The 25,343-nt window shown below is 72.6% G+C and carries 25 protein-coding genes and 1 pseudogene; 10 read left to right on the forward strand and 16 right to left on the reverse strand.

The window, feature by feature from the left end:
• Positions 1-27 precede the first annotated feature (27 nt).
• The 5 genes from HNR61_RS36045 to HNR61_RS36065 all read right to left on the reverse strand — a co-directional run bounded on the left by HNR61_RS36045 (position 28) and on the right by HNR61_RS36065 (position 3,279).
• The gene (locus HNR61_RS36045) at positions 28-930 is read right to left on the reverse strand and encodes a transposase (RefSeq protein ID WP_182847616.1); all 903 of its coding nucleotides are present in this window, start codon (positions 928-930) and stop codon (positions 28-30) included.
• 40 nt (positions 931-970) lie between these two features.
• Complete coding sequence (locus tag HNR61_RS36050) at positions 971-1,255, reverse strand: hypothetical protein (protein ID WP_182847617.1); 285 nt, start codon at positions 1,253-1,255, stop codon at positions 971-973.
• Positions 1,256-1,465: 210 nt separating this feature from the next.
• Positions 1,466-2,437: a C40 family peptidase gene (locus HNR61_RS36055; protein WP_182847618.1), complete on the reverse strand. Its 972-nt coding sequence runs from the start codon at positions 2,435-2,437 to the stop codon at positions 1,466-1,468.
• A gap of 52 nt (positions 2,438-2,489) precedes the next feature.
• Complete coding sequence (locus HNR61_RS36060) at positions 2,490-2,924, reverse strand: tyrosine-type recombinase/integrase (RefSeq protein ID WP_246444509.1); 435 nt, start codon at positions 2,922-2,924, stop codon at positions 2,490-2,492.
• 70 nt (positions 2,925-2,994) lie between these two features.
• On the reverse strand, positions 2,995-3,279 hold the full coding sequence (locus HNR61_RS36065; protein ID WP_182847620.1) for a hypothetical protein: 285 nt from the start codon (positions 3,277-3,279) through the stop codon (positions 2,995-2,997).
• A 296-nt stretch (positions 3,280-3,575) separates the two neighbouring features.
• Here HNR61_RS36065 and HNR61_RS36070 point away from each other — a divergent pair, with 296 nt between their 5' ends.
• Positions 3,576-3,854, forward strand: a complete 279-nt coding sequence (locus HNR61_RS36070) for a WGxxGxxG family protein (RefSeq protein ID WP_182847713.1) — start codon at positions 3,576-3,578, stop codon at positions 3,852-3,854.
• Between the two features lie 94 nt (positions 3,855-3,948).
• Here HNR61_RS36070 and HNR61_RS36075 read toward each other — a convergent pair.
• The 3 genes and pseudogenes from HNR61_RS36075 to HNR61_RS36085 form a co-directional block, all read right to left on the reverse strand.
• Positions 3,949-4,678, reverse strand: a pseudogene (locus HNR61_RS36075) (transposase).
• Between the two features lie 140 nt (positions 4,679-4,818).
• Complete coding sequence (locus HNR61_RS36080) at positions 4,819-5,502, reverse strand: DUF899 family protein (RefSeq protein WP_220510204.1); 684 nt, start codon at positions 5,500-5,502, stop codon at positions 4,819-4,821.
• Positions 5,503-5,605: 103 nt separating this feature from the next.
• Positions 5,606-6,070, reverse strand: coding sequence for a hypothetical protein (locus HNR61_RS36085; protein ID WP_182847622.1), 465 nt, complete (start codon positions 6,068-6,070; stop codon positions 5,606-5,608).
• Between the two features lie 1,284 nt (positions 6,071-7,354).
• Between HNR61_RS36085 and HNR61_RS36090 the strand changes: the two genes are divergently transcribed.
• Positions 7,355-8,266 (forward strand): transposase, encoded by a 912-nt coding sequence (locus HNR61_RS36090; protein ID WP_182847623.1) that lies wholly within the window; start codon positions 7,355-7,357, stop codon positions 8,264-8,266.
• Here HNR61_RS36090 and HNR61_RS36095 read toward each other — a convergent pair.
• Positions 8,254-9,912, reverse strand: a complete 1,659-nt coding sequence (locus HNR61_RS36095) for an AMP-binding protein (protein ID WP_182847624.1) — start codon at positions 9,910-9,912, stop codon at positions 8,254-8,256. The genes HNR61_RS36090 and HNR61_RS36095 overlap by 13 nt on opposite strands.
• A gap of 108 nt (positions 9,913-10,020) precedes the next feature.
• Here HNR61_RS36095 and HNR61_RS36100 point away from each other — a divergent pair, with 108 nt between their 5' ends.
• Positions 10,021-10,869: a class I SAM-dependent methyltransferase gene (locus HNR61_RS36100; RefSeq protein WP_182847625.1), complete on the forward strand. Its 849-nt coding sequence runs from the start codon at positions 10,021-10,023 to the stop codon at positions 10,867-10,869.
• Here the strand turns inward: HNR61_RS36100 and HNR61_RS36105 are convergent.
• Together HNR61_RS36105 and HNR61_RS36110 are read right to left on the reverse strand one after the other, a co-directional pair.
• Positions 10,832-13,171, reverse strand: a complete 2,340-nt coding sequence (locus tag HNR61_RS36105; protein ID WP_182847626.1) for a PEP/pyruvate-binding domain-containing protein — start codon at positions 13,169-13,171, stop codon at positions 10,832-10,834. The two genes, HNR61_RS36100 and HNR61_RS36105, sit on opposite strands and share 38 nt — an antisense overlap.
• Before the next feature lie 63 nt (positions 13,172-13,234).
• Positions 13,235-13,993, reverse strand: a complete 759-nt coding sequence (locus tag HNR61_RS36110; RefSeq protein ID WP_182847627.1) for an SDR family NAD(P)-dependent oxidoreductase — start codon at positions 13,991-13,993, stop codon at positions 13,235-13,237.
• A 172-nt stretch (positions 13,994-14,165) separates the two neighbouring features.
• On the opposite strand from HNR61_RS36110, the gene mshA reads away from it, so the two are divergent.
• The 3 genes from mshA to HNR61_RS36125 all read left to right on the forward strand — a co-directional run bounded on the left by mshA (position 14,166) and on the right by HNR61_RS36125 (position 16,839).
• Entirely contained in the window at positions 14,166-15,476 is a 1,311-nt protein-coding gene (gene mshA / locus HNR61_RS36115; protein ID WP_182847628.1) for a D-inositol-3-phosphate glycosyltransferase, read from the forward strand.
• 82 nt (positions 15,477-15,558) lie between these two features.
• Positions 15,559-16,050 carry a type III secretion system chaperone family protein gene (locus HNR61_RS36120; protein WP_182847629.1) on the forward strand — a complete coding sequence of 164 codons (492 nt, stop codon included), beginning with the start codon at positions 15,559-15,561 and terminating at the stop codon, positions 16,048-16,050.
• Positions 16,051-16,086: 36 nt separating this feature from the next.
• The gene (locus HNR61_RS36125) at positions 16,087-16,839 is read left to right on the forward strand and encodes a phosphoglyceromutase (protein ID WP_067816865.1); all 753 of its coding nucleotides are present in this window, start codon (positions 16,087-16,089) and stop codon (positions 16,837-16,839) included.
• A 54-nt stretch (positions 16,840-16,893) separates the two neighbouring features.
• Here the strand turns inward: HNR61_RS36125 and HNR61_RS36130 are convergent, their stop codons facing one another.
• The 3 genes from HNR61_RS36130 to phoU all read right to left on the reverse strand — a co-directional run bounded on the left by HNR61_RS36130 (position 16,894) and on the right by phoU (position 19,966).
• On the reverse strand, positions 16,894-18,573 hold the full coding sequence (locus HNR61_RS36130) for an alpha/beta fold hydrolase (protein WP_182847630.1): 1,680 nt from the start codon (positions 18,571-18,573) through the stop codon (positions 16,894-16,896).
• A gap of 73 nt (positions 18,574-18,646) precedes the next feature.
• Positions 18,647-19,201 (reverse strand): TetR/AcrR family transcriptional regulator, encoded by a 555-nt coding sequence (locus tag HNR61_RS36135; protein ID WP_182847631.1) that lies wholly within the window; start codon positions 19,199-19,201, stop codon positions 18,647-18,649.
• Between the two features lie 102 nt (positions 19,202-19,303).
• Positions 19,304-19,966, reverse strand: a complete 663-nt coding sequence (gene phoU / locus HNR61_RS36140) for a phosphate signaling complex protein PhoU (protein WP_182847632.1) — start codon at positions 19,964-19,966, stop codon at positions 19,304-19,306.
• 201 nt (positions 19,967-20,167) lie between these two features.
• Between phoU and HNR61_RS36145 the strand changes: the two genes are divergently transcribed.
• Both HNR61_RS36145 and HNR61_RS36150 read left to right on the forward strand, forming a co-directional pair.
• Positions 20,168-21,325 (forward strand): sensor histidine kinase, encoded by a 1,158-nt coding sequence (locus tag HNR61_RS36145; protein ID WP_312898268.1) that lies wholly within the window; start codon positions 20,168-20,170, stop codon positions 21,323-21,325.
• Between the two features lie 64 nt (positions 21,326-21,389).
• Positions 21,390-22,061 (forward strand): winged helix-turn-helix domain-containing protein, encoded by a 672-nt coding sequence (locus tag HNR61_RS36150; RefSeq protein WP_501162088.1) that lies wholly within the window; start codon positions 21,390-21,392, stop codon positions 22,059-22,061.
• Here the strand turns inward: HNR61_RS36150 and HNR61_RS36155 are convergent.
• Positions 22,043-22,960 carry a LysR family transcriptional regulator gene (locus HNR61_RS36155; protein ID WP_182847633.1) on the reverse strand — a complete coding sequence of 306 codons (918 nt, stop codon included), beginning with the start codon at positions 22,958-22,960 and terminating at the stop codon, positions 22,043-22,045. The genes HNR61_RS36150 and HNR61_RS36155 overlap by 19 nt on opposite strands.
• 75 nt (positions 22,961-23,035) lie before the next feature.
• On the opposite strand from HNR61_RS36155, the gene HNR61_RS36160 reads away from it, so the two are divergent.
• Together HNR61_RS36160 and HNR61_RS36165 are read left to right on the forward strand one after the other, a co-directional pair.
• Positions 23,036-23,674: a DUF6152 family protein gene (locus HNR61_RS36160; RefSeq protein ID WP_182847634.1), complete on the forward strand. Its 639-nt coding sequence runs from the start codon at positions 23,036-23,038 to the stop codon at positions 23,672-23,674.
• Between the two features lie 3 nt (positions 23,675-23,677).
• Positions 23,678-24,151, forward strand: a complete 474-nt coding sequence (locus tag HNR61_RS36165; protein ID WP_182847635.1) for a hypothetical protein — start codon at positions 23,678-23,680, stop codon at positions 24,149-24,151.
• An 88-nt stretch (positions 24,152-24,239) separates the two neighbouring features.
• Here HNR61_RS36165 and HNR61_RS36170 read toward each other — a convergent pair whose 3' ends face one another.
• A complete protein-coding gene (locus HNR61_RS36170; protein ID WP_182847636.1) occupies positions 24,240-25,223 on the reverse strand; it encodes a copper chaperone PCu(A)C in 984 nt (327 codons plus the stop codon).
• Between the last annotated feature and the right edge of the window lie 120 nt (positions 25,224-25,343).

The following is a 25,343-nucleotide window of genomic DNA, read 5'->3' on the forward strand; positions in this document are numbered from 1 at the left end:
ATCGTTGATGGGAAATGTTGTGGCTGGTCAGTGGTCGTAGGCGGTCAGGGAGCGTTTGATGGGCTGGTCGGTGAGCCAGTTGTGCCAGATCGCGGCGTTGAGCGCCACGATGGGTTGGCTGATGCGGGCCCACAAACCCTCGGTGGTGCGGGCCTGGTGGCGTTCCAGACCCAGCTGGTTCTTCAACCTCCAGATGACCGCCTCGATGCGCTGACGCAGCCAGGCGGGAAAAGCGTGACCAGGACTGGGGTGCGGCTCATCGTGGCGGCGCGGGCGGATCAACCGGTATCCCAGCCGCGCCACGGCCGCCTGGATGCCCGCCCCGGCAAAGCCCTTGTCGCACACGATCGGGCACGGTCCCTCGGCGGGTGGGCGCACCTGCAGCAGATGCAGTGCTTGTTTGCGTTCGTCCAGTTCTTTGGGGTGGGCCAGGCTGAACGCCGTCACCGCACCGTCGGCGGTGGTGATCAGCATCAGCTTGGTGCCCCAGTAGAAGGCGTGGTGGGAGGTGTCGTGGCCATAGCCGGCGATCTCGCCCAGGCTGGAGCGGTGGACCGTGACGCGGGAGGCGCCGCAGCGTACCGGGGTGCCATCCATCAGCCGCAGCCGCTCGTGCCAGGTGGGGGTGAGGCGGGCCAGCCACACCGCGACCGCCGCCCACACCGGCCCCAGATCGCGTAGGTGCCGGTTGTACTGGGCCTGACACGGCAGCCGGGGGAACAGGTGCCCGATCCGGGCCGGGGCCAGGCGCAGCCAGCGGCGTTCGGTATCGCAGCCCAGCAGCACCTGGGCGACCGCGACGCAGACCGGCTCGGCATCGGTCAGCGTCCGGGGCCGTCCTCGCCGTGACGGGGATTGCCGCCAAGGCAAGACGTGGTCATCCAAGTGGACATAGAGTGCGGTCAGAAGGGCGTCCAGGTTTGTCTTCACACACCGACCATGGGCGCCCTTCCTCATGCCCGCACCCGGTTCAGCAATTTCCCATCAACGATCTAGTGCAGATAACTGAGCACGAGCGGGTGCCCGGCGCGCCGTTGCTCATCCGCACCGAGATCGGGATGGAACGTGAGCCCTCGCGCATCAGACGGCCGTACAGGGTCTCGGTGGCGCCGTCGCGACGGATGCGGCGCAGCTCGCGCAGGTCCAGCCCGTGGGCGGCGGCGAACGGCACGGCATGCTGGCGGACGTAGGCCGGGGTGGCGGGATGTTCGGAGTCGTCGCCGACGTTGGCGAACAGGAACGTGGTGAAGGGCACCTCGCCACGGGTGGCCAGGACCAGAGCGGCGACCGACTGCCAGCCGCCACCGAAGCTGAACGCCCGCAGCGGCCCACAGGGGACGGGTGCCTTCGGCGTTTGACGAGGCCGTGGCGGGTGTGGGTGCGGGGCGGCTGGATGGAGCTGGGGCGGTGGGCGGATCGGCGATAGGGACCGTGTGGATGCATGCCAGGGCCTCCTTGGTGAAGGTCAAGCCGAGTGGGAGCGCGAAGCGGCGGGACGGGTCGCGCCGACGTACTGGCGCTCGCGGTAGGGGTTGCCGGTGAACTGGGCGATGCGCACCACATCGCCGGTCTGGGGGGCGTGCAGCATGCGGCCGCCGCCGGCGTAGATGCCGACGCGGTGGATGGAGTCGGGGCGGCGCGGGTTGTGGGCGAAGAACAGCAGGTCCCCAGGCTCCAGCTGGGAGCGGGGCACGTGTGGACCGTCGTCATACTGGGCGGCGGCCACCCGGTCGATGCGCACTCCGGACTGGGCCCAGGTGTACTGGGCCAGGCCCGAGCAGTCAAAGCCCTTGATGTGCGCGCCGTGGGCGATGCCATAGCTGGGGCCATTCGGTCCGCCGCCCCAGAAGGAGGGAGCGCCCAGCCAGCGCGGCGCGGCCCGTAGTGCCACCGCGCCGCGGCCGCTGGCCAACATCGCCATTGAGGCGGCGTAGCGCTTAGCCATCTCCAAGACCTTGCGGACGTACCAGTCGGCGTGGTTGTAGTGCCAGATCGCCCGGTACAGCCATTTGCCGCCCTTACCCGCGCCGTTGGCGCACAGGTAACGGGCGGCGCCGTAGATGGCGTCGGCGGGGTCGTAACGGTCGGCGCGGCCGTCGTGGTTGGCATCCACACCGTAGGCCGCCCAGGTGGGGCCGAGGAACTGCATCGGACCACCGGCCCCGGCGTGGTTCTCACCGGAGTGCACGCCCGGCAGGTTGGAGCGGCCGTGGTCACTTTCCACCTTGCCGATCACGGCCAGGCTGCTCCAGGACAGTCCCGGACAGGTGCGCGCGGCGTCCAGGTACCAGCGCAGATAGGCCGGTGGGATGTCGCGTTTGGCCAACGCGGTGGGAGCGCCCGCGACCGGTGTCCCGCCCTTGGCGGTGATCAAGAAGACCAGCGCCAGGGGCAGGGCGAGCGCGGCGGCGCACAGACAGGCGGCGGCCTTCAGCATGCCGCCAGCCGAGGTGGCGGGCTACTCCTGGTCGGTCGGCTGGTCGGTGGGTTCATCGGTGGTCTGGGCACCGGTGCGGGCGCGGGTCGGCCAGGAACAGCGGGCCGCTGGTGCGGCCGTTGATCAGGCGCGGGAGCAGGCGGGTGGTACCGGACTGCCAGTGGATCCAGCGGGCGGTGCCGCCCTTGCCGAGGATGCGGCCGCGTTTGTTGTCCAGGTCCAAGTGCTCGATGTTGAGTGCCAGGACCTCATCGGCGCGGGCGGCCGATTCGTAGGCCAGCCGCCAGAGTGTCTTTTCGCGTAGTGGCACGTCGCGGCGATCCAGCAGCGCGGTGATGATGTGCCGGTCGATGGCGCGGGTGCGGTCCCGGATCTCGGGGCGTCGTTCGATGAGTGCGGCCAGGTCGGTGGTGATCCAGCCGCGGCCGCCCAGGCCGGCCCACGCTGGCCCAAGCCAGGGCCTACCTTGCTGCCGGGCGGTGTGCATGCCCGGTGGCCTGCGCGAGCATCCTTGATTTGGGCCGGGGACTGTTGGGGAGACCCTGATCAGGGCGTGATCACAGGGGCCGGTCATTGAGCGAGGCGCAGGGCACGTTCGCGCTCACAGCCTGGCCGTTTTTGTGCTGCAACATCCTGATGCCGTGGTCACTGAACCGGATCCACGCATCGTCCTCGCCGAGTTCCGGTACCCAACTGACGACCACGCCACCGAAGATTCGCACGCCTTTGTGGGCTTCCCCGAACTGGATGTAGCCCTGCTCCTGGTCTGATCCGCGCACTTGGTGAGTGATCACCTTTTTGGCGTCGGTCTGGGTCGTAGAGCGCACGATCGAACTGCGCATCGGTTCCGCCAGTTGCGCGTCCGCTGACAGTCCACGCCGACACCCATGAGGCGTTCATGACCCTGGCCCCTGGCCAAAGCCGTCCCGATGCCCCACAATCGTGACCTTTAGACTGCCGTCTGCTTAAAAAGAGACCAGTCAGGCAAGTCGCCTTGGCGATTTCCGGAGGAAATATTTGCTCGAAAGAATACAGCTTTCCTTCTCGTCGGGGTAGGAACAGGCGACGGAAGGCAGTACCTCGACTAGCTGACAAGTTCGAGGAAATAGTCGACTCACCGAATCCGAAGGAGGAATAAATGAGTAAGTACATCGCCGCCGCGGCCATGGCGGCGTTCATCGGTATCGGCTCTGCAGCGCCAACCCTCGCAGAACCGTCGGAAACGGTCACAAAGAACCAGATACAGGTGATGGCATCGCAAGAACGTCAGCAGCCCCGGCAGGACAATGACGACCATGACAACAAGGGCCTATGGGGGCTGACAGGCCTCCTTGGCCTTCTAGGCCTGCTCGGTCTGGCTAAAAAGCAGCGCGAGACCCCAAGGAGAGAACACACCATTCCCCCAGATCGCCGCTGACACAAGCAGCCGGAGGCGATCGGCAGGCATCCCCGCAGCCGTTTCTACCTGAATCGGTAGGAAAAACTCAGCGTCTGAGTACCCATGAGCCTTTTCAGCGGGTGGCGGTCTCGCGGTTCTGTAGTACGAGGATGGCTTTGGCCAGGTGTCCGGCGCGGTGGGGGCAGCAGCCCAGCTTGTCCAGGATGTGCCAGGACTTCAGTTGGGCGCCTGCGCATTCGCCCGGGCCGCGCAGGCGGGCGTGGGAGCGGTTGGCGTCCTTCTGCGAATCGGGCTTGCCGCGCCCCTTGTAGGGGAGGATCGCCTCGTCCAGGCCCTGGTAGCCCTTGTCGGCCAGCACCAGCAGATCGGCGGTGCGCAGGTGGCGGGGCACGCTCCAGGTCCGGGCGGCACTCAGGTGGTGCACGCTGCCGGGCAGCGCCCCCGACACCCCACAGCAGCCGCCCGTCCCCGGCGGCCAGCACCTGCAGGTCCATACCGTGTCTCTTGTGTTTACCCGAGCAGAACGGCCGGTCGGTGGCCACTCGATCGATGGGGACCAGGGTGCCGTCCAGCACCGCATACAGCAGCCGGTCACAGGTCACACGACCTAGCGCGGCGCCCAGCTTGGGGGCGCGGGCGACCAGCAGGTCCACGATGCGGTTGACCTACCGCCAGGCGGTGGCGGTCGAGACGGCGAACCTGCAGGCCAACGCGGTGAAAGTCGCGCCCTTGCGCAGGCAGAGCAGGGTCATCAACGCCTGCTGGCCCGGTGCGAGCGCGCGGTGTCGGTGGACGCCTCGGGTGGCGCGGTCACGGCGCACCACGCCGGTCACATAGGTCAAGGTCTAACGCGGCAGCGGACCACGATAGAAAAGCACGTGGAGCCTCTGGTTGTGGACGAGCGGTTGTGAGAGATCACCCGTCCTACCAGGGGCTCTTCTGCTCGCGCCACTCCGTCAGACCGTTGACGGCCCTGCCATGCTCAGACCCGAGCCACCCCAGCTGAAAAAGGCTCCATGAATCGGTTCCCTCGTCGAGCTGCCCGGAGCGCCTTTGGCTCGGATCTGCGGTTCACCGAGGGGTGGTTGCCAAGGTCGTCGGACCGTTTGGCATGCATGCGGGACCACTGAGCGATGGGGTGGCCGTTGATGCGGAGCCGCTCGCTGGTGCCGATCCAGCTGTGCGGCCAGCCGGGGGGCGAGTCCTGCCACGGCTCCTGGCGTCCGTACACGGTGAGATCCATGAGCGAGTAGCTGTAGTCCATTGCCTCTACGCCGCGGCGGGTCGTCCGGTAGGTTTCGAACACGCGGTCGCCGTCCCGTACATAGCACACCAGATACATCGGCCCGATGGGGCGCCCGACAAGAAGCGCGTCGAGGGATTCCTCCGCCGCGTACCACGGCATGTCCCAGCCCATGAAGTCGCGATAGCGGCTGTTTTCGTCGCAGGGCCCTTGGCAGAAGACCGCGTAGGTGATGTCGCGAGAATGAGTGTAGGGCAACTCCGCGACCTGGGTGGCACACCACGTGCAGTCCTCGCACTGCTCGGCTGCGGGATGGCCGGGGTGCCACATGAAGTAGTAGGTGATGAGCTGGCGGCGCCCTTCGAACGCTTCGAGCAGGGTGAGGGGGCCGTGGGGTCCGATCAACGCGAGGTCGGCCTCCACCTCGCGACGGACTGATCTGCCGTAACTGGTCAAGCGTCTAACAGCGTGGCGTGCTGATCTTCCCTTCGCTCGTAGATGACCGCTGGGGCACGCTGCACCGGCGCTATTGCATCGCGGGGTTGATCATGTCGTTGACGGTGTTTGTGATATCGCTCGTAGCGGTCCGACGCGGGCAGGACTGAGCCGGAGCGGTCACACTGGCTTGCCCCTCGCTGTAGTCCCGGGAGTCCTGGGCCGAGGCCGACCCAGATGGAGCGGATGGCGCGTGGGTGAGCTGGTGGAGGGATGGTGCCGTGGGCGTGGACCCGGATGCTGCCGGATGCGGCTCCCGCGCGATCGCCTCGGGCTTGGCCGATCCCAGCTGTTCGATGGCCTTGGTGTAGCGGTCGGTGATCTGGCCTTCCTTGGTGGCCTGCAAGGTCAGCCAGGTGCTGACCAGGCTGGCGGCGGTGAACAGCACACCAAAGGCGATCCCGAGGCTGTTGAACCACTGATGGCGGCTGTGTCGGCGGGCGTCGCGGCGCTGGCGCTGCAGCTCCAGCAGCTCCAGCCGGTCGCGGACCGGCAACTGACCGAGTTCCTCCTGGGTAGGAGGACGCAACCGCCCCTCAACCACAGCGGGCTGGCTGGTGGGCTGGCCGCCGGGTCGGCTGGTGGGGTGGCTTCGGACTGGGAGGCGGGGTCGGGGGGGCGGGGCACTCATACCGGTTGGACGCCTGGCTGATGTGCCGCGATGCAGATCGTTTGCCGGACAGCGGCGCCCATGCCAACCCCGCATCCCGTGTGAAGCCTGCTCGCGTTCCCGGTGTGTGCGGTGGCCTCCTCTGCGGTCAGATCTCTGCACCCGAAACGATGGTCTCGCCGGTCGCCGGAGCGTGCTTCCGGAAGGTTGGACGTGGTGGTTTTGTCACCATGTGAAAACAGAAGGTGCGGTGGAACCTCCCGACGGCTTCGCCCCGCAGGCCCGTCTCACCAGCAGCGATAGCGGTGCGTGACGGCCGTGGCGGCGGGTGGTTCTTGTCCGGCGCTGGCGTGTGTGGGGGTGGGCAGGACCATCACGACCGCTCGTCTCAGGGACGTGACCGCTGGTCGCAGGCGCCGCGTGATTGCCGATCGGCAGGGTTCGACAGGGTTAGGTTCTGGGGCGCTGACCGGTCGAGCCCGGTGCCACGCGGGCCTGGTGGGGGATCAGGGCCGAGGTCTGGCACCCGAGGTCTGGCCGGTTGGTCGCCTCCGTGGGCGCGTCCTTTGTTCAGCGCCCCTCGCCTCGGCGCCAGGTGTCCCAGCACCGATGAGGACGCGCCCACGGAGAGCGCCACCCGGTGGTGCTCAGCGACCCCAGGCGTTCAGCACCACCGGGTGTGCGGCGAGATCATGCGGCAACCACCGCACGCGCCACCCGGTCGGCGTCCTGGTCGGCGTACTGGTCGGCGGGCGCTGCCGCGTGGAACATAGGGCCCGCGGGGGTAGGGGCAGGGTGTGGGCGGTGTCCCGCCGGACCCGGTGTCAAACCGTGATCATCCCGCCGGGTGCTGCGGGCCCGCCCCTCCAGCCCAGGGACCGGAGAAACCATCCCCCCTTCGCGCAGAGGACACCGCGGCCCCGGGCTCCAGTGGCGGCACCGTCACCGCGTTGGCCCTGGCCCAGACCCGCCCCGACCAGGTCCACACCGTCATCGCCCGCGAGTCCCCGCTGGAGGACTGCAACCGGCTGCACGCCCAAACCGACGACATCATCGCCACCTACCTGCGCGGCGACACCCTCGGTGCTGGGCCAAGTTCATGGCCTAGATCGTTGATAGGAAATTGCTGAACCGGGTGCGGGCATGGGGAAGGGCGCCCATGGTCGGTGTGTGAAAACAGACTTGGACGCCCTTGTGACCGCACTCTACGTTCATCTGGACGACCACGTCCTGCCCTGGCGGCAACGGTTCTCACGGCCAGGGCGGCCCCGGACGTTGACCGATGCCGAGCTGGTCTGTGTCGCGGTCGCCCAGGTGCTGCTGGGCTGTGACGCCGAACGCCGCTGGCTGCGCATCGCGGCGGCCCGGATCGGGCACCTGTTCCCCCGACTGCCCTGCCAGGCCCAGTACAACCGGCACCTGCGTGATCTGGGCCCGGTGTGGGTGGCGGTGGCCTGCTGGCTGGCTCGTGCCACCCCCACCTGGCATGAGCGGTTGCGGCTGATGGATGGCACCCCGGTACGCTGCGGCGCCTCCCGCGTCACGGTGAACCGCTCCAGCCTGGGCGAGATCGCCGGTTATGGCCATGACACCTCGCACCACGCCTTCTGCTGGGGCGCCAAGCTGATGCTGGTCACCACCGCCGAGGGCACCGTGACGGCGTTCAGCCTGGCCCACCCCAAGGAGTTGGACGAACGCAAACAAGCGCTGCACCTGCTGCACCTGCTGCACGTGCGTCCGCCTGCCGAGGGGCCGTGCCCGATCGTGTGCGACAAGGGCTTTGCCGGGGCCGGCATCGAGGCGGCCGCGGCCCGGCTGGGCTATGTGCTGATCCGCCCGCGCCGTCACGACGAACCCGAGCCCGCCCCTGGACAGGTGGTCCCGTCTTGGTTGCGGCAGCGCATCGAGGCGGTCATCTGGAGGTTGAAGAACCAACTGGGTCTGGAACGCCACCAGGCCCGCACCACCGAAGGTTTGTGGGCCCGCATCAGCCAGCGCATCGTGGCGCTCAACGCCGCCATCTGGCACAACTGGCCGATCGACGCACCGGTCAAACGCTCTCTGATCGCCTACGACCACTGACCAGCCACAACATTTCCCATCAACGATCTAGCGGCGTCCCCGGCGACCAGCGCGCGGGCCCTGGCGTAGTCGGCCTTGCCGTTGGGCAGCCGCAGGCTCTCGCCGGTCCGCGCGAACGCCTTGGGGATCTTGTAGCGGGCCAGGTGGGCGGCGCAGCCCGCGCGCAGCTCGGCGTCGGTCGGCGCGGGCTCCGCCACCCGCAGCACCGCCACGATCTCGGTGCCCCAGCGTTCGCTGGGGCACCCCACCACCAGCGCGTCGGCGACGCCCGGCAGGTTCCGCAGCACCGCCTCGACCTCCTCGGCGAACACCTTCTCGCCGCCGGTGTTGATCGTGGTGGCCTCCCGGCCGTGCACCTCCACGGTCCCGTCGGCCAGCAGCCGCGCCCGGTCCCCGGCGACGACGAGCCGCTCCCCGTCCACGGTCAGGAACGTCGCGGCCGTCTTGCCCGGGTCGTTCAGGTACCCCAGCGGCAGCGCGTCCCCGCCCTTGGCGAGCCACCCCAGCTCGTCCTCGCCCGGCGCCAGCCGCCGCGTCCGGTCGGCGCTGAGCACGGCCGCCCCCGGCGCGGGCGTGAACGTCCGCCCCGCCCCGCCCCGCGTCACCGCGAACCCGCTCTCCGACGACCCGAGCACGTCGGTGATCCGCGCGTGCGGGAGGTGCTCCAGCAGCCGCGCCCCGACCTCGGGGCTGATCGCGGCGGCCGAGTTCAGCAGGGTCCGCAGCGCCGTCAGGTCGTGGGGGCCCCGGTCCAGCTCCGCCAGGATCGGCCGCGCGAACGCGTCCCCGACCAGCGGCATCCGGGTGACCCGCTCGCGTTCGGCGGTGCGCAGCAGGTCGGCGGCGTCCAGCCCGTCGACGCGGTCGGGGAAGACCACGCAGGCCCCGCCGCACCAGCCGCCGAGCGCCGACCAGGTGCCCGCCCCGTGCATCAGCGGCGGCCCGACCAGCACCCGGTGCCGCCCGCGCACGGCGCGCTCGACGGCCTCGTCCAGGTCGGTGATCGCGGTGCCGTCGCGCCGCCGCAGCCCGAGGGGGCCGACCATCAGGTCGCCGATCCGCCACAGCACGCCCTTGGGCAGCCCCGTCGTGCCGCCGGTGTAGAGGATGTGCAGGTCACCGGCGTCGGGGCGGACGTCCAGCGGCGCGTCCGACGCCCCGGCGAGCGCGGCCTCGTAGTCGAGCGCCCCCGGCAGCGGGTCCGCGCCGGACCCGTCGGCGACCTGGAGCAGCAGCGGGGCGCGCTCCAGCTTCGGCACGACCCGGCCGATCGCCGCCGCGAACCGCGCGTGGTACACGATCGCCGCCGGGCGCGCGTCCGCGAACAACCGCACCAGCTCGTCGTCGACGTAGCGGTAGTTGACGTTGAACGGCGCGACCCGCGCCCGGTGCGCGCCGAGCAGCCCCTCCAGGTACTCGGGGCCGTTGTGCAGGTAGAGCGCCAGGTGGTCGTGCGGCGACTCCCAGGGCTCGACGGCCCCGCCGTGCCGCCCCAGCCCGGCGTCGTGCAGCACGCGGGCCAGGCGGCGGCCGCGTTCGGACACCTCGCGCCAGGTCATCCGGCGGTCCCGCCAGACCAGGCACTCGCGTTCGGGAACGGCCGCCGCTATGGCCTCGTGCAGGGTCGCCAGGTCGAGCTGGGGCATCGCCTCTCCTCCCGGAAGTACCGCCGGGGAGCACCGTAACCGATTCCTTACCGAATCCGGTTCGGCGGGGTGGTCCCGGCCGTTCCCCCGGGGCGGGACAATGGCGGGATGGCCCGCACGACCAGGCCCCAGGGGGAGGTGACCCGGGGCACCACCAACCCCAACCGGCTCCGCCGCATGGACCGCTGGATCGCCGCCACCCAGGCCGGGGCGCTGCGCGCCGGGGACCGTCCCCTGGCCGTCGACCTCGGGTACGGCGCGTCGCCGATCACCGCCGTCGAGCTGTACACGCGGCTGCGCGCGGTCTCGCCCCGGCTGGAGGTCGCCGGGATCGAGATCGAGCCCGACCGGGTCGCCGCCGGGCTGGCGTTCCTGCGCGCCCACCCCGGCCACGACGGCCTGTCGTTCCTGCGCGGCGGCTTCGAGCTGCCCGTGGACCGGCCCCCGAACCTGGTCCGCGCCGCCAACGTCCTGCGCCAGTACGAGGAGCCCGCCGCCTGGCGCGCCTGGGACGACCTGTGCTCCCGGCTCGCCCCCGGCGGCGTCCTGGTCGAGGGCACCTGCGACGAGCTCGGCCGCCGCCATGTCTGGGTCGCCCTGGAACGCGGCGCGCCCACCGGCCGCGGAACCGTCCGCGCCGCACCGCGGACGATCACGTTCGCGGCGCATCTGCCGACCCTGGAAACCCCCTCCGACCTGGCCGAACGTCTTCCCAAGACGCTGATCCACCGCAACGTCCCCGGCGAACGCGTGCACGCCCTGCTCGCCGGGTTCGACCGCTGCTGGGCGATGGCCGCGCCGCAGTCGGTGTTCGGGCCCCGCGCCCGCTGGGTCGCCGCCGTGGAACTGCTGGCCCGCTCCTACCCGGTCCTGACCCGCCCGCCGTTCGGGGGACGGGCCCGGTGGCGGCTGGGCGAGGTCACGGTGCCGTGGTCAGCGGTCGATCCACGGGCGTGACCAGCCGCACCAGCCCCCGCGCCGCGTCCAGCCGGACCCGGTCGCCGGTCCGCAGCAGCGTCGTGGCCGACTCCGCCCCGACCACGGCCGGAACGCCCAGCTCCCGCGCCACCACGGCGGCCTCGGAGAAGGGCGCCCCCACGTTCGTCACCACGGCCGCCGCGCGCGGGAACAGCGGCGTCCAGCCGACGTTCGCCACCGGCGCCACCAGGATCTCCCCGGGCCGCAGCGCGTCGCCCTCCTCGACCGCGTGCAGCACCCGCACCACGCCCTCGACCGTCCCGCCGGTGCCCGCCGCACTCGTGATCACCATGCCGTCCGCCCGGACGTTCGCGCCCTGCGGGTCCGGCGTCATCCGGTAGCGCTCGTACGCCCGCCGCCGCCCGGTCCCGCGCCGCAGCGCCGTCCCGTCGCCGCCGAGCACCTCCACGATCTCCTCGGCGGTCAGGAAGAACACCGCGTCGCCGAGCGCGGTCACCTCCCCGGCCCGCAGCACGAACGCCCGCAGCACCCCGAACACCCGCGCCACCTCCGACCGCACCGCCGCCCGCAGGTGGAACGCCCCGGCCCACGTGCCGATCCCGCGCCGCAGGGCCGTCACCCGGTAGGGATGCCGCGCCCGCAGCAGCAGCCACGCCTCCCGGACCGCCGCCCGCCGCTCCGCGAGCAGGTCGAGCGCGTCCGGCCCGGGCGCCCCCGACCACCGGGCGACCCAGCCGGGCTCCTCGTCCGGACGCGGCATCGCCACCTCGAACTCGTGCGCCGACCGGTGCCCCCACCGGCGCAGGTAGCCGTCCTCGGCCAGGTCGCCGCGCGCCACCCGCGCCAGCCCCGTCACCGGCCCGAACACCGCGAACGGGTCCTTCCCGGCCGCCCGCAGCCCGGCGAACACCGCGTTGGCGTCGTCCGCCCCGACCAGCCGCTCCAGCCTGCGGAACACGTCCGGGGCCTCGCCGTCGTCGAGTCCGGCGGCGGCCGCGACCCGGCACGCCTCCAGGAAGTAGGGGCGGATCTCCCGGTTCCACAGCCGGACCAGCTTGCGGGGCTCCCCGGCCGCGCGGACGCGCCTCCGGAGATCGTCGCAGTGGTCCGGCGCGCCCTCCAGGAAGGCGGGGATCCGCCGCCGGTCCAGCCGCGCCCGTGCCGCGCCGACCAGGTGCGCCGGTTCGCGCGGCTCCGGGTCGAGGCTCGTGTGGAGGTGGCCGCCGAGGTTCCCGTACCGCCGCCCGGACGCCGCGCCGACCGTGTCCAGCAGCGTCCGCAGCAGCGACCACGTGCACGGCGTCATCACGTCCGGAACGGCCTCCCCGATCCCGCCCCGGCTCCACGCCCGGTCGCCGGAGCGGCCGTCGCCGTCCCCGGCGGCCCGGTGCTCGTCCATCGGCCGCGCCCTGATCAGGTACGGGTGGTCGTCGGCCCAGGCCCACTCCACCCGCATCGGCCGCCCCGCCACCCGCTCCACGCGGTCCCCGAACCGGGCCAGCTCGGCGGCCTGCCCGGGGGTCAGGACCGGCCGGGTCCGCAGCTCGGCGGGCTGCGGCTCGAACGTCCCGTCCGGCAGCACCCGCACCGACTTGGCCGCGACGCGCCGCGCGACGATCCGCCGCGACCGCCGGTCCAGCACCAGCACGTCGGGGATGGTCCTGCGCTCGACCACGGTCGCGCCCCCGCCCCACACCGCGTGCACCACCGCGTGCGCGGCGTCGCCGGGGGCGGAGGTGCACAGCGTCCCGCCCGCCTCGGCGACCACCATCGACTGCACCACCACGCCCACCGCCGCGAACTCGTGGTCGATCCGCCGGTGGTTGCGGAAGTCGATCGCCTCCGCCGACCACAGCGACGCCCACGCGTCGCGGACCGCCGCCAGCACCGCCGCCTCGCCCCGCACGTCCAGGAGCGTCGCCAGCCGCCCGCCCTGCAGCGCCTCGGGCCGCTCGATCGGCGCGCCGCCCAGGTCCCACGCCGCCGCCGCGCGCACCGCGACCGCATGGTCCTGGGCGCCCAGGTCCGCGTACGCCCAGCGGATCTGCCCGGCCAGGTCGTCCGGCAGCTCGTGCGCGGCGAACAGCGCGGCGATCCGGCGTTCGGCCTCCGCCGGACCCAGCGCGGCCACCGCCCGCAGGATCCGCGGCTGGAGCTCCGCGCCGTCGACGTACCGCCAGTACGCGCCCGAGGTCACCAGGAACCCCGTCGGCACGGGCAGCCCCGCCTCCGTCAGCCGTTCCAGCGACGCCCCCGTGGCCCCCGCCACGTCGGGCCGCACCCGCGCGCCGCCGAGCGGCACCACCCATTCCCCGGCCATGCCCGTCCCCCCGAGTCAGGCTTTTACCCGGGGGGATACCCGGACGTGCCGGAGCCGACCCGCCTAGACGCGGTGCAGCTTGTACGGGGCGGCCTGGACGCGCGGCTGCACGTCGATCCGGTCGATGTTCACGTGCGACGGCCGCGTCACCGCCCACGCCACGCAGTCGGCGACGTCCTCGGCCACCAGCGGCTCGGGAACGCCCTCGTACGGCTTGGCGGCCCGCTCGGCGTCGCCCTTGAACCGCACCAGCGCGAACTCGTCGGTCCGCACCAGCCCCGGCGCGATCTCGGTGACCCGGACCGGCTCGGCGACCAGCTCCAGCCGCAGCACCTCGTTCACCGCGTAGGCGGCGTGCTTGGCGGCGTTGTACCCGGCCCCGCCCTCGTAGGGGACGTGCGCGGCCAGCGAGGTGATGTTGACGATGTGGCCGTCGCCGCCCGCGACCAGCTTCGGCAGCAGCGCCTTGGTCACCCGCAGCAGGCCCAGCACGTTCGTGTCGTACATCGCCTGCCAGTCGGCCGGGTCGGCGTCGGCGACCGGCTCCAGGCCGAGCGCGCCGCCCGCGTTGTTGACCAGCACGTGGACCGCGTCCAGGGACCCGGCCAGCGCGTCCACCGACTCCTGGTCGGTGACGTCCAGCACGACCGGCGCGACCCTGCCCGCGCCCGGCACGCCCTCCGCGATCTCCTTGGCCAGCGCGTCCAGCCGGTCGCGCCGCCGGGCCGCCAGCACGACGTTGAACCCCTCGGCCGCCAGGCGCCGCGCCGTGGCCGCGCCGATACCACTGCTCGCTCCGGTAACCACCGCCGTCTTCCGCATGCGCACAGCTTTCCAGAACCGCCGCGACGGCCCGCGCACCGGGGTCAACCGCAGGTCATCGCGGGGTCAACGCGGGTGATGACCGTCACGCCCGGCCACCGCGACGGTTGATCGCCCACGTGCGGGAACACCTGACACCCTGGATAGGTTGCACTACCGGAGGTGGTGTCCGGTGTCGCGTCGTATCAGCCGGGTTGCGACGATCAGTGTTCATACTTCGCCCCTCGACCAACCGGGCACGGGCGACGCGGGCGGGATGAACGTCTACGTCGTCGAGGTCGCCAAGCGCCTCGCCGACCGGGGCGTCGAGGTCGACATCTTCACCCGGGCCACCTCGCGCGCCCTGCCGCCGGTCGTCGAGCTGGTCCCCGGCGTGCTCGTCCGCAACGTCGTGGCGGGCCCGTTCGAGGAGCTCGACAAGGCCGAGCTGCCGCGCCAGCTGTGCGGGTTCACCTCCGAGGTCCTGCGCACCGAGGCCGCCCACGACCCCGGCCACTACGACCTGCTGCACACCCACTACTGGCTCTCCGGCCAGGCGGGCTGGGCCGCCAAGCAGCGCTGGGGCGTCCCGCTCGTGCACTCCATGCACACCATGGCCAAGGTCAAGAACGCCGCGCTGGCCGAGGGCGACAAGCCCGAGCCCGCCGAACGCGTCCTCGGCGAGGAGCAGGTCGTCGAGTCCGCCGACCGGCTGGTCGCCAACACCGCCAAGGAGGCCCGCGAGCTGATCGGGCTGTACGGCGCCGACCCCGCCCGCGTCGCGACCGTCAGCCCCGGCGCGGACCTGTCGCTGTTCCAGCCCGAGTCCCTGATCGCCCGCAGCACCGGCCTGCTCCCGCACCGCACCGCCCCCGCGCGCCGCCGCCTCGGCCTGCCCCGCGACGCCTACGTCCTGCTGTTCGTGGGCCGCATCCAGCCGCTCAAGGCCCCCGACGTCCTCCTGCACGCCGCCGCCCGCATGCTGCGGGCCGACCCGTCGCTGCGGTCGCGGCTGGTCGTCGCCGTGGTCGGCGGCCCGTCCGGCTCCGGCCGCGAACGCCCCGAGGGCCTGCAACGCCTGGCCGCCGAGCTGGGCATCGCCGACGTCGTCCGCTTCGAGCCGCCCTGTCCCCAGCGCGAGCTGGCCGACTGGTACCGCGCCGCCGACGTGACGGTCGTCCCCTCGCACAACGAGTCGTTCGGCCTGGTCGCCGTGGAGTCCCAGGCGTGCGGCACCCCGGTCGTCGCGGCGGCCGTGGGCGGCCTGTGCACCGCCGTCAACGACGGCGAGTCCGGCCTGCTGATCAAGGGCCACGACCCGGCCGACTACGCCGCCGCCCTGCGCCGCCTGCACGACGAGCCCGGCCTGCACGCCCGCCTGGCCCGCGGCGCGGTCCGCCACGGCCGCGCGTTCGGCTGGGACGCCACCGTGGACCGCCTGCTGGAGGTGTATACCGGGGCGATGGACGAGAGGACCTCCCGCGTCATGGAGATCTCCGCGTGAGCGCGCTGGAAGGGCGAAACGATCACAGCGACGGGGGAAGGCGGCGCCTTGGAGCGCCCTGGAAGCGAGCGGGAGGCACCGCGTGAGTGAGTACGGCGAGATCATCGAGGCGGCCCTGAAGTCCGCCGAGCTGGAATACGACGAGCCGCGTCCGGGCGCGTTCTTCGTCAAGCTGCCCGGTCAGCACAAGCTCGCCACCATGACGTGGCTGATCGTGGGCGACCACAGCCTGCACGTGGAGGCGTTCTTCTGCCGCCGGCCCGACGAGAACCACGCGGAGTTCTACCGCTTCCTCCTCGAACGCAACGGCCGGATGTACGGCGTCTCGTTCGCCCTGGACGAGACCGGCGACGTCTACCTGGTCGGCAGGCTGCCCCTCGCCGCCATCACCGCCGACGAGATCGACCGCGTCCTCGGCTGCGTGCTGACCTACTCCGACGAGAACTTCGACAAGGCCCTGGAGCGCGGCTTCAAGACCTCCATCCAGAAGGAGTGGGACTGGCGGGTGAAGCGCGGCGAGAGCCTGGCGAACCTGCGGGCGTTCGCGTCCTTCGCGGACCCGGCGAACCGCTGACCGGGGTTCGGGACCGGGACCGATAAGCTCTGGGCCATGGCGACCCTGGTATTGCTCCGGCATGGCGAAAGCGTGTGGAACGCGGAGGGCCTGTTCACCGGCTGGGTGGACGTCGACCTGTCCGCCAAGGGGGAGAGTGAGGCGACCAAGGGCGGCGACCTGCTGCTCGACGCCGACATCACTCCCGACGTGGTGCACACCTCGCTGCTGAAGCGGGCGATCCGCACCGCCAACATCGCGCTCGACGTGGCCGACCTGCTCTGGATCCCGGTCCGGCGCTCCTGGCGGCTCAACGAGCGCCACTACGGCGCGCTGCAGGGCAAGAACAAGGCCCAGACGCGCGAGGAGTTCGGCGAGGAGCAGTTCATGGTCTGGCGCCGCTCCTACGACACCCCGCCGCCGCCGATCAAGGACGACGACCCGCTGTCCCAGGTCAACGACCTGCGTTACGCGTCGCTGCCGTCCGAGCTGATCCCGCGCACCGAGTGCCTGGCCGACGTCGTGGACCGTCTGCTGCCGTACTGGTACGACTCGATCGTCCCCGACCTGGCCGCGAACAAGACCGTCCTGGTCGCCGCCCACGGCAACTCCCTGCGCGCCATGGTCAAGCACCTGGACAACGTCTCCGACGAGGACATCGTGGGCCTGAACATCCCCACGGGCATCCCGCTGGTGTACGAGCTGGACGACGACTTCGCCCCGCTGAAGCGCGGCGGCGAGTACCTCGACCCGGTCGCCGCGAAGGCCGCCATCGAGGCGGTCAAGAACCAGGGCGCCAAGAAGAAGTGACCCACCGACCACGATCGGACGGCCCCGCACCGAAAGGCGCGGGGCCGTCCGCGTTCAGGGCCGCCGGGCGGACGTCCCGGCGGCTTCGTCGAGGGTCCGCGCCACGGCTTCGGGCGCCGTCAGGTGCGGGCAGTGGCCGCCCCCGGGAACGGTGACGATCCGGACGTTCCCACCGGGCGGGGGAGCGTCGGAGCCGCCGGTGACGACGGTCACCGGGAGATCCAGTGCCGCGAGGGCCCGGCGGGACGCCTCGGGGGCGCGGTTCGCGGCGCGGACGGCCGCCGTCGCCCGGCGGAACGCGCCGGGGCGGCGCAGCAGCGCGGCGGCGGTCTCCACGGCCTCGTCGCGGGGGACGCCCAGGGCGGCGGCGAGGCGTTCGGGGGCGGCCCGGCGCGGGACGGCGGGCGCGCGGACGAGGAACGGCGGGGCGACCAGCACCAGGCCGCCGATCCGTTCCGGATGGCGCCGCGCGTAACGCAGCGCCGGTGCGCAGGCGGAGGCGTGCGCCGTCAGGACCGGCCGGTCCAGCGGGGCCAGCAGCGCGTCCAGCCAGGCGTCCGCGGACGTGCCGGCCGCGCCGGAACGCCCCAGGCCGGGCAGGTCCGCCGTCAGGAAGGCGCCCTCCAGGCGGTGTGCCACCCGCGCCCAGGAGTCGGTGGTCAGCGGCGCGCCCGGCAGCAGCACGTGCGCAGGGCGCGTCCGGTCGCCCGCCATCCAGGTGCGGGCCCCGGCGACGTCGTGGAAGCCGTGCGGGACGTCGGGCGCGGGGACCGCGCCGAACCGCGTCGCGACCAGATGGTCGGCCCAGTCGCGCAGCACCCGCTCGACGGGCGGCGGAGTCAGGCCGTGGAACTCGGCGAACAGGTGCGCCGGGCCGGTCGGGTAGCGCTCCTCGGACAGGAACGGCAGCGTCTCCGGATCCGCCCCGGTCAGAGCGCGCGGCAACGCCCGCAGCAGGCCCACCGGAACGTGGCCGCGCGGCGCGCGCACGCCCGTGTGCCCGGCGAGCAGCCGCAGCAGGCCGGGCAGTTCGGGGGTGTCCTCGTCGAGGACCCAGTAGGCGCCGCCCGCCGTGCCCGGGTCCTCCGGCAGCGCCGCCAGGAAACGGGCGAAGTACTCCAGTTCGACGACGGGCACGAACGTGCGCGGCCCGCCCGGGGCCAGCGGCAGCCGCCCGTTCCACAGGTCGGCGACCACCGAGGCCAGGCCGATGTACTGGCCGGGACCGGCGATCGTGGACGGGTTGGCGACCGTCAGCGGGAGGCCGAGTTCGGCGGCCAGGGCCCGCACGGCGGCGTCGCCCTCGCGCTTGGTGGCCTCGTAGGCGCCCAGCCGGGCCCCGTCGTCGTCGCGGGCGCTCACCCGGTAGCCGCTCAGGTGGACCAGCCGGCGCGGGGCCCGGCGTCCGGCGGTCCAGCGCGCGGCGTTGAGCGCGCCGGTGACGTTGGCGGCCCGCGCCTCGGCGAGGTCGAGCCCGAACGCGTAGCGGGCCGCGCAGTTGTAGACGTCGCGGACGTCGGGCAGCCCCTCGATCCCGAGGCCGGGCCGGGTGATGTCGGCGGTGACGACGGTGAGGCCGCCGGTGTCCACGCCCTGTCCGGCCAGCCACGCGCGCAGCGGCCCGTCGGAGCGGCGCACGGCGGCGGCCACCGTGCGGCCCTGGCGCAGCAGTTCGGCGACGAGCGCGCGGCCGACGAAACCGGTCGCGCCGAGGACGAGCGAGTCGGGGGACATGGAACTCCTTAAATAGACCGGTCTACATATTTTGAGGACGAAAAAAGGCCCGCCCCCACGGCGGGCGGGCCGGTCAGAGCAGGGCGGAGACCGCCTTCGCGGCCCGGTCCAGCGGCGTGCGGCTCTGGTGGGCGCGGGCCAGGACCAGCGCGCCCTCGACCAGTGCCAGGATCGCCGTGGCGGTCTCGGCCGGTGCGGGGTGGCCGTCGGCGGCGAGCCGACCCGCCAGCGCGTCCTCCCACCCGGCGTACACCTCCGAGCACGCCGCCCGCAGCTCGGAGCTGGTCGCGGCCATCTCCAGCGCCACGGTCGCCACCGGGCACCCCTTGCGCCAACCGGACGCCTCCAGCCGGTCGCCCAGGATCCCCAGCAGGGCCGTCATGCGTTCGGCGGTGCCGTCGCCCGGCAGGTCGGCCATCAGGCGGGTGATCTCCCGGCCGCCGCGCCGCACCGACTCCTCGACGAGCTGGTCCTTGCCGCCGGGGAAGTGGAAGTAGAGCGAGCCCTTCGGGGCGCCGCTGGCCGCGATCACCTGGTTGAGCCCGGCGTTGAAGTAGCCGCCGGACTCGATGAGGTCGCGCGCGGCGTCCAGCAGCCTGGCCCGGGTCTGCTCGCCCTTCTGTCCCATGCCGAGAAAAATAGACCGGTCGTCATATTTCCACAAGCCGGGATGAGGCGAGGGCCCGGTCCCGGTGGGCCGGGACCGGGCCCTCGCGGGCGGGAGGAAGGTTCAGGAATTTTCGATGATCTCCTGCGGGCGCTGGCCCGTCACCAGGTAGACCACGTGCTCGCCCACCGTCACCGCGTGGTCGGCGAACCGTTCGAAGTAGCGCCCGGCCAGCGTGATGTCGATCGCGGGCTCGACGCCGTGCTTCCACTTCGGGGACAGCAGGATGTCGAACAGCTTGCGGTGCAGGCGGTCCATCGCGTCGTCGTCGGCGTCCAGCTCCAGGCCCATCTCGACGTCCTTGGACGCGATCACGCTGCCCGCCTTGGCGACCATGCGCTCGGCGATCTGCCCCATCTCCAGGACCGTGGACTGCAGCTCCGGCGGGACGGCGGTCTCGGGGTGGCGGCGCCGCGCGGTCTTGGCGATGTGCACCGCCAGGTCGCCCATGCGCTCCAGGTCGGCGCTCATCCGCAGCGTCGTGATCACGGTGCGCAGGTCCCCGGCGACCGGCTGCTGCCGGGCCATCAGATCGAAGACCGTCTCCTCGATCTCGGTGTCGATCTTGTTGATCTGCTCGTCGGCACTGATGACCTCCTCCGACAGCCGCAGGTCGGCGTCCAGCAGCGCGGTCACCGAACGGGCCATGGCGGAGCGGACCAGCCGGGTCATCTCCACGAGCTTGTCGGAGAGGGCGTCGAGCTCCTCATGGTAGGCGTCGCGCAATTTCGAGTGTCCCTTGGTGCGAGTGGTGACGGTGAGGTCGTTGCGGTCGAAGGGGGATCAGCCGGGCGTACTCGCCCACGCCACAGCCTGCACCATGGCCGTGAACTCGCCCGGATGGCAAGGTGAACTTTGGGCGAACTGGGTCGCGTTATGCCCGCCTGTGGTGCGGGAACATCCTGTAACGCACTTACGATCCCATGTGTGGAGGTCGAGATAGTCGCAGGTCTGACCGCCCTCGCCGGGTTGGCCGTGGGACTTGCGACGGGATTGGCGGTGCGTGTGAGCGAGCGGGCCCAGCAGGCCGTACCCACGGCGACGATCCAGGGCGGTCTGCCGCCCGGGATCGCGTCGGTACTGAGCGTGCTGCGTTCCTCGGCCGTGGTCGTGGACGGGGAGGACCGCGTCGTCCGCGCGAGTTCGGCCGCCCGCGCGTTCGGGATGGTCGCCGGCGACCGGCTCGTCGTCGACGAGCTGCTCGCGCTGGCCCGCCTGGTCCGCCGGGACGGCGAGATCCGCGAGACCGAGATCCAGGTCGTCCCGTCGCCCGCCCGGGGCCGCACCGAGGGCCGCTGGTTCGCCGTGCGCGTCGCGCCGCTCGGCTCGCACGGCCTGGTGCTCGTGCTGGCCGAGGACCTGACCGAGATGCGCCGCGTGGAGGCCATCCGCCGCGACTTCGTCGCCAACGTCAGCCACGAGCTGAAGACCCCGGTCGGCGCGCTGTCGCTGCTGGCCGAGACCGTCGAGAACGCCGCCGACGACCCCGAGGCCGTGCGCCGCTTCGCCGGGCGCATGCAGCACGAGTCGGTCCGGCTCACCAACCTGGTGCAGGACCTGATGACCCTGTCGCGCGTGCAGGGCGACGAGCCGCTGCCCGACATGCGCGCGGTCTCCCTCGACGAGGTCGTCGCCGAGGCCCTCGACCGGGCGCAGACCAAGGCCGCCGCCCGCGACATCGAGATCGTCACCGGGGGCCAGGACGGGCTGACGGTCCGCGGCGACGACGACCTGCTGGTCACCGCCGTGCGCAACCTGATCGACAACGCCGCCGCCTACAGCCCCGAGGGCACCCGCGTCGTGGTCGCCACCCGGCAGACCGACGACGGCCAGGTCGAGATCAACGTCACCGACCAGGGCATCGGGATCCCCGAGGGCGACCTGGAACGGATCTTCGAGCGCTTCTACCGGGTCGATCCGGCCCGGTCCCGCCAGACCGGCGGCACCGGACTCGGGCTCGCCATCGTCAAGCACGTCACCACCAAGCACGGCGGAGAGGTCACCGTCTGGAGCAAGGAGGGCTCCGGCTCGACGTTCACCATCCGGCTGCCGCTGCTGAACCCGCCGACCCCCCCGAACCCCTGACCGCGGCCCCACCCCACCCGGTTGGCCGCTCGAAGAACCGCCAGGAGGCAACACCGTGACCCGCGTGCTCGTCGTGGAAGACGAGGAGTCCTTCAGCGACGCACTGTCGTACAACCTCCGCAAGGAGGGGTTCGAGGTGGCCGTCGCGGCAACCGGCCCCGACGCGCTGGACATCTTCGACCGCAACGGGGCCGACCTCGTGCTGCTCGACCTGATGCTGCCCGGCCTGCCCGGCACCGAGGTCTGCCGGGAGCTGCGCGCCCGCTCCAACGTCCCGGTGATCATGCTGACCGCCAAGGACAGCGAGGTCGACAAGGTCGTCGGCCTGGAACTGGGCGCCGACGACTACGTCACCAAGCCGTTCTCCACCCGGGAGCTGATCGCCCGGATGCGCGCGGTGCTGCGCCGCCAGGGCGACGTCGAGGAGCTCGCCCCGGCGGTGCTGGAGGCGGGCCCGGTCCGGATGGACGTCGAGCGCCATGTCGTCAGCGTCAACGGCGGGCCCGTGCAGCTCCCGCTCAAGGAGTTCGAGCTGCTGGAGGTGCTGCTGCGCAACGCGGGCCGCGTGCTGACCCGCATGCAGCTGATCGACCGCGTCTGGGGCGCCGACTACGTCGGCGACACCAAGACCCTCGACGTCCACATCAAGCGCCTCCGCGCCAAGATCGAGGAGGCCCCGTCCACCCCGCGCCACATCGTCACGGTGCGCGGCCTGGGCTACAAGTTCGAGCCCTGACCGGCCCGCCCCGCGTCCGCGCCCGGACGCGGGGCCACCGAACGGAAGCCCCGCACGGCGGGGTTCGGGTCGCCGCGCCGCCACGCCAGGTGCAGCGACACGCCGTGGACGTCCGGGGACAGCCGCCGGAAGACCACGTCGTCGCGGCGGGACCCCGCGGCGACCGCCCACGGGACGATCGACACCCCGATCCCCGCGGCGACCAGGCCGACGATGGTCTGCATCTGCACGGCCTCCTGCACGACGCGCACCTCGAACCCGGCGGCGCGGGCCGCCCGCGTGATCGCCGCGTGCAGCGCCGTCCCCAGCTCGCGGGGGAACAGCACGAACCCCTCGTCCGCGAGCGCCGGCAACGGCAGCGGGTCGCGGTGGGCGTGCGGGTGGGTGCGGGGGAGCGCCGCCAGCAGCCGCCCCCGGAACAGCTCGCGCGTCTCCAGCCCGTCCCGGTGGACGGGCGCGTACAGGACCCCGACGTCCAGGGTGCCCTCGGCCAGCTCCTCGGCCTGCCGGGCGCTCGGCAGCTCCCGCAGGTCCAGCTCCACGCCCGGATAGCGGTCCCGGAACCGCCGCAGGACCGGCGGCAGCAGGGTGTGGGCCGCCGACCCGACGAACCCGACCACCAGCCTCCCGCTCTCCCCGCGGCCGAGCCGCCGCGCCGCCAGCACCGCGCGGTCGGCGTGCTCCAGGCTGCGCCGGGCCTCGGCCACGAACGCCTCGCCCGCCGGAGTGATCCGCACCTCCCGGGTGGTGCGCTCGAACAGCAGGACGCCCAGCTCCTCCTCGACCCTGCGGACCTGCCTGCTGAGCTGCGGCTGGCTCAGCCCGCACCGCTGCGCCGCCCGCGCGAAGTGCAGCTCCTCGGCGAGCGCCACGAGGGAACGGAAGTGGTCGAGATTCATGGCCGATCCGCATCACGTCATGTCCACCGGGCGATGGTCGCGGCCCGGGGGCGCCCATCGTTGATCTTTTGCAGTATGCGTCATGTCGCCCTCGCGGCCGCCCTCGCCGTCCTCACCCTGTGGACGGGGCCCGCCGCGCTCGCCCACCACGGCTGGGAGGAGTTCCAGACCTCCCGGCCGCTCTACCTCTCCGGCACCGTCACCCAGGTCCGCTGGGGCAACCCCCACCCCGAGGTCCGGGTGCGGCCGGCCGTCCCGGTCACCCTCCCCGGCTCCCTCGCCACGCGCCCCATCCCCCGGGAGCTGGAGGAGATCGGCGGCCGGGACGTGCTGCGCCGGACCACCGCCCACCCCGGCCCGGCCACGGAGGTCACGCTGATCCTCGCGCCGCTGGAGCGGCTCTCCGCCTGGGGGATGCCCGACCGGGTCCGCCCCGGCGAGCGGATCGAGGTCGTCGGCTACCCGCACCGCGAGGAGGAGACCGAGTTCCGGCCCGAACTGCTGGTCCGGCAGGACGGCCGCGCGATCCGCCAGCGTTCGGTGCCCCTGCCCGGCACCGACGGCGCCACCACGGGCGACTCCACCACGGGCGGCTCCGCACCCCGCCCGGACGCCTCGTCCGGCGGGGCCGTGAACCCGGTCCCGTGGATCGTCGGCGGGCTCGGCGTGCTGGCCGCCGCGGGCGGCGCGGCGTACCTGGTCCGCAGGGGCTGACCGGTGGACCTCCTGCGCTGGCTGGAGCAGACCGCGCCGGCCGAGGCGGTCCGCTCGACGCCGTGGGCGTACTCCTCGCTGGAGATCGTCCACCTGGTCGGCCTCGCGCTGCTGGTCGGCCCGGCGGTGACGTTCGACCTGCGGCTGCTGGGGGTGGGCCGCCGTCTGCTCGCGGTCCCGGCGGCCGCGCGGCTCCTGCTGCCGACGGCGCGGTGGGGCTTCGCCCTCGCGGCGGTCTCGGGGGCCGCCATGTTCGCGTCGGGGGCCGTCGAGGTCGCCGGCAGCGGCGCGGCGCCGGTCAAGTTCGCCCTGCTGGGGGTCGCGCTGGTGAACGTCCTGGCGTTCCACCGGGGCGTCTACCGGACGGTCGGCGTCTGGGGCGACACCGCGCCCGCCGCGGCGCGGGCCGCCGCCGTCGTCTCCCTCGCCACCTGGGCCGGGGTCGTCGCCTGCGGGCGGCTGATCGCCTACACCTGAGGCGGAACGGCCCGGAGAAGCCGAACGGCCCGCGCGGCGGATGCCGCGCGGGCCGTTCGGCGTGCGGTCGCTCGGCGACCCCGGTGGCTCAGTGGCCGGCCGGTGCCCCGGGCGCCGGAGACGACGGGGCCGGAGTGCCGCCGTGCTCCGGCTTCTGCTCCTCACCGCGGGGGTGGTGGCCGCCCCCGTCGGTCTTCTCGGACTCGGCGGACGCGCCCGGGAGCGGGGTGCCGTTGGACACCGCGGCGTAGGAGGCGTACTCGTTCTGCTGCGGGATGACCGGGACGGTCAGCGTGATGCTGCCCGCGTTCTGGAACCGCAGCGTGACCTTGATGGTCTCACCGCCCAGCAGCTGGCGCTTGAGACCGGTCAGCACCACCAGCGGGGCCTTGCCCGGAGACGGCACCGGGGCCGGCTCCGCCGCGGGGGAGGCGGTGTTGGACGAGGGCGCCGACGGGGAGCCGCTCGCGGTCGGCGTGGCGCCCTGGCCGGTCGGCTCCGGCGTCGCGGCCGGGCTGCCGTTGCCGGTCGGCCTGGCCGTCGGGCTGCCGGTGGCGTTCGGGCTGCCGGTGGTGTTCGGGCTGGGCGAGTCGCCCGGCTTGGCGGACTTCTTGTCCGTCGGCTTGGCCGAGCCGGACGGGGAGCCGGACGGGGAGGCGGCCGCGGCGGCCGAGTCGCCCACCAGCGTGGTCAGCACGCCCTCACCGGACGGGCGGGCGGGCGGCAACGTCACGGCGCCACCGGTGATCTTCACCTGCTCGAAGTCCGGGGCCTCGACACCGGTCAGCTGGTCCTGGGCCTTCACCTGGTTGATGAGCGCGGCGTACAGCGGCAGGTCGCTGCCCGACCCGAACGACTGGCCGGGCTTGGGGCCGAGCACGAACAGGTTGCGGATCTCGATGTGCGCGTTCGCCGGCTTGTCGGCCGGCACGTAGGCGTTGACCGCCTCGGTCAGCCGGGTGGGCGCGGCGGTCTGGGGCTCCTGGCCGGCGCCGCAGCCGGAAAGCACCGGCGCGATGGCGACGGCGCCCGCGATGGCGAACGCGACCACTCGACGGCTGTTTCGGATCACGGCGTCGATTCTCCTCGCGAAAGGGTCTTGGGAAGAGGTGTGGCATTTCGGCGAGAGAAACGCCAGGGGAAGCGTAGCGAGACCTGGCGGTCCCCCTGACGGCGGGGCTGGTTTTGCCCC

It is taken from the genome of Actinomadura kijaniata, from assembly GCF_014138665.1.
Lineage (GTDB): Bacteria > Actinomycetota > Actinomycetes > Streptosporangiales > Streptosporangiaceae > Spirillospora > Spirillospora kijaniata.

Coding starts and splice junctions, on each gene's coding strand:
- HNR61_RS36155 (WP_182847633.1), bottom strand. CDS start 22,960: ATGAATCTCGACCACTTCCGTTCCCTCGTGGCGCTCGCCGAGGAGCTG.
- HNR61_RS36105 (WP_182847626.1), bottom strand. CDS start 13,171: ATGGCCGGGGAATGGGTGGTGCCGCTCGGCGGCGCGCGGGTGCGGCCC.
- HNR61_RS36100 (WP_182847625.1), top strand. CDS start 10,021: ATGGCCCGCACGACCAGGCCCCAGGGGGAGGTGACCCGGGGCACCACC.
- HNR61_RS36125 (WP_067816865.1), top strand. CDS start 16,087: ATGGCGACCCTGGTATTGCTCCGGCATGGCGAAAGCGTGTGGAACGCG.
- HNR61_RS36110 (WP_182847627.1), bottom strand. CDS start 13,993: ATGCGGAAGACGGCGGTGGTTACCGGAGCGAGCAGTGGTATCGGCGCG.
- HNR61_RS36065 (WP_182847620.1), bottom strand. CDS start 3,279: ATGCGCAGTTCGATCGTGCGCTCTACGACCCAGACCGACGCCAAAAAG.
- HNR61_RS36095 (WP_182847624.1), bottom strand. CDS start 9,912: ATGCCCCAGCTCGACCTGGCGACCCTGCACGAGGCCATAGCGGCGGCC.
- HNR61_RS36055 (WP_182847618.1), bottom strand. CDS start 2,437: ATGCTGAAGGCCGCCGCCTGTCTGTGCGCCGCCGCGCTCGCCCTGCCC.
- HNR61_RS36130 (WP_182847630.1), bottom strand. CDS start 18,573: ATGTCCCCCGACTCGCTCGTCCTCGGCGCGACCGGTTTCGTCGGCCGC.
- HNR61_RS36060 (WP_246444509.1), bottom strand. CDS start 2,924: ATGCACACCGCCCGGCAGCAAGGTAGGCCCTGGCTTGGGCCAGCGTGG.
- HNR61_RS36070 (WP_182847713.1), top strand. CDS start 3,576: ATGAGTAAGTACATCGCCGCCGCGGCCATGGCGGCGTTCATCGGTATC.
- HNR61_RS36160 (WP_182847634.1), top strand. CDS start 23,036: ATGCGTCATGTCGCCCTCGCGGCCGCCCTCGCCGTCCTCACCCTGTGG.
- HNR61_RS36135 (WP_182847631.1), bottom strand. CDS start 19,201: ATGGGACAGAAGGGCGAGCAGACCCGGGCCAGGCTGCTGGACGCCGCG.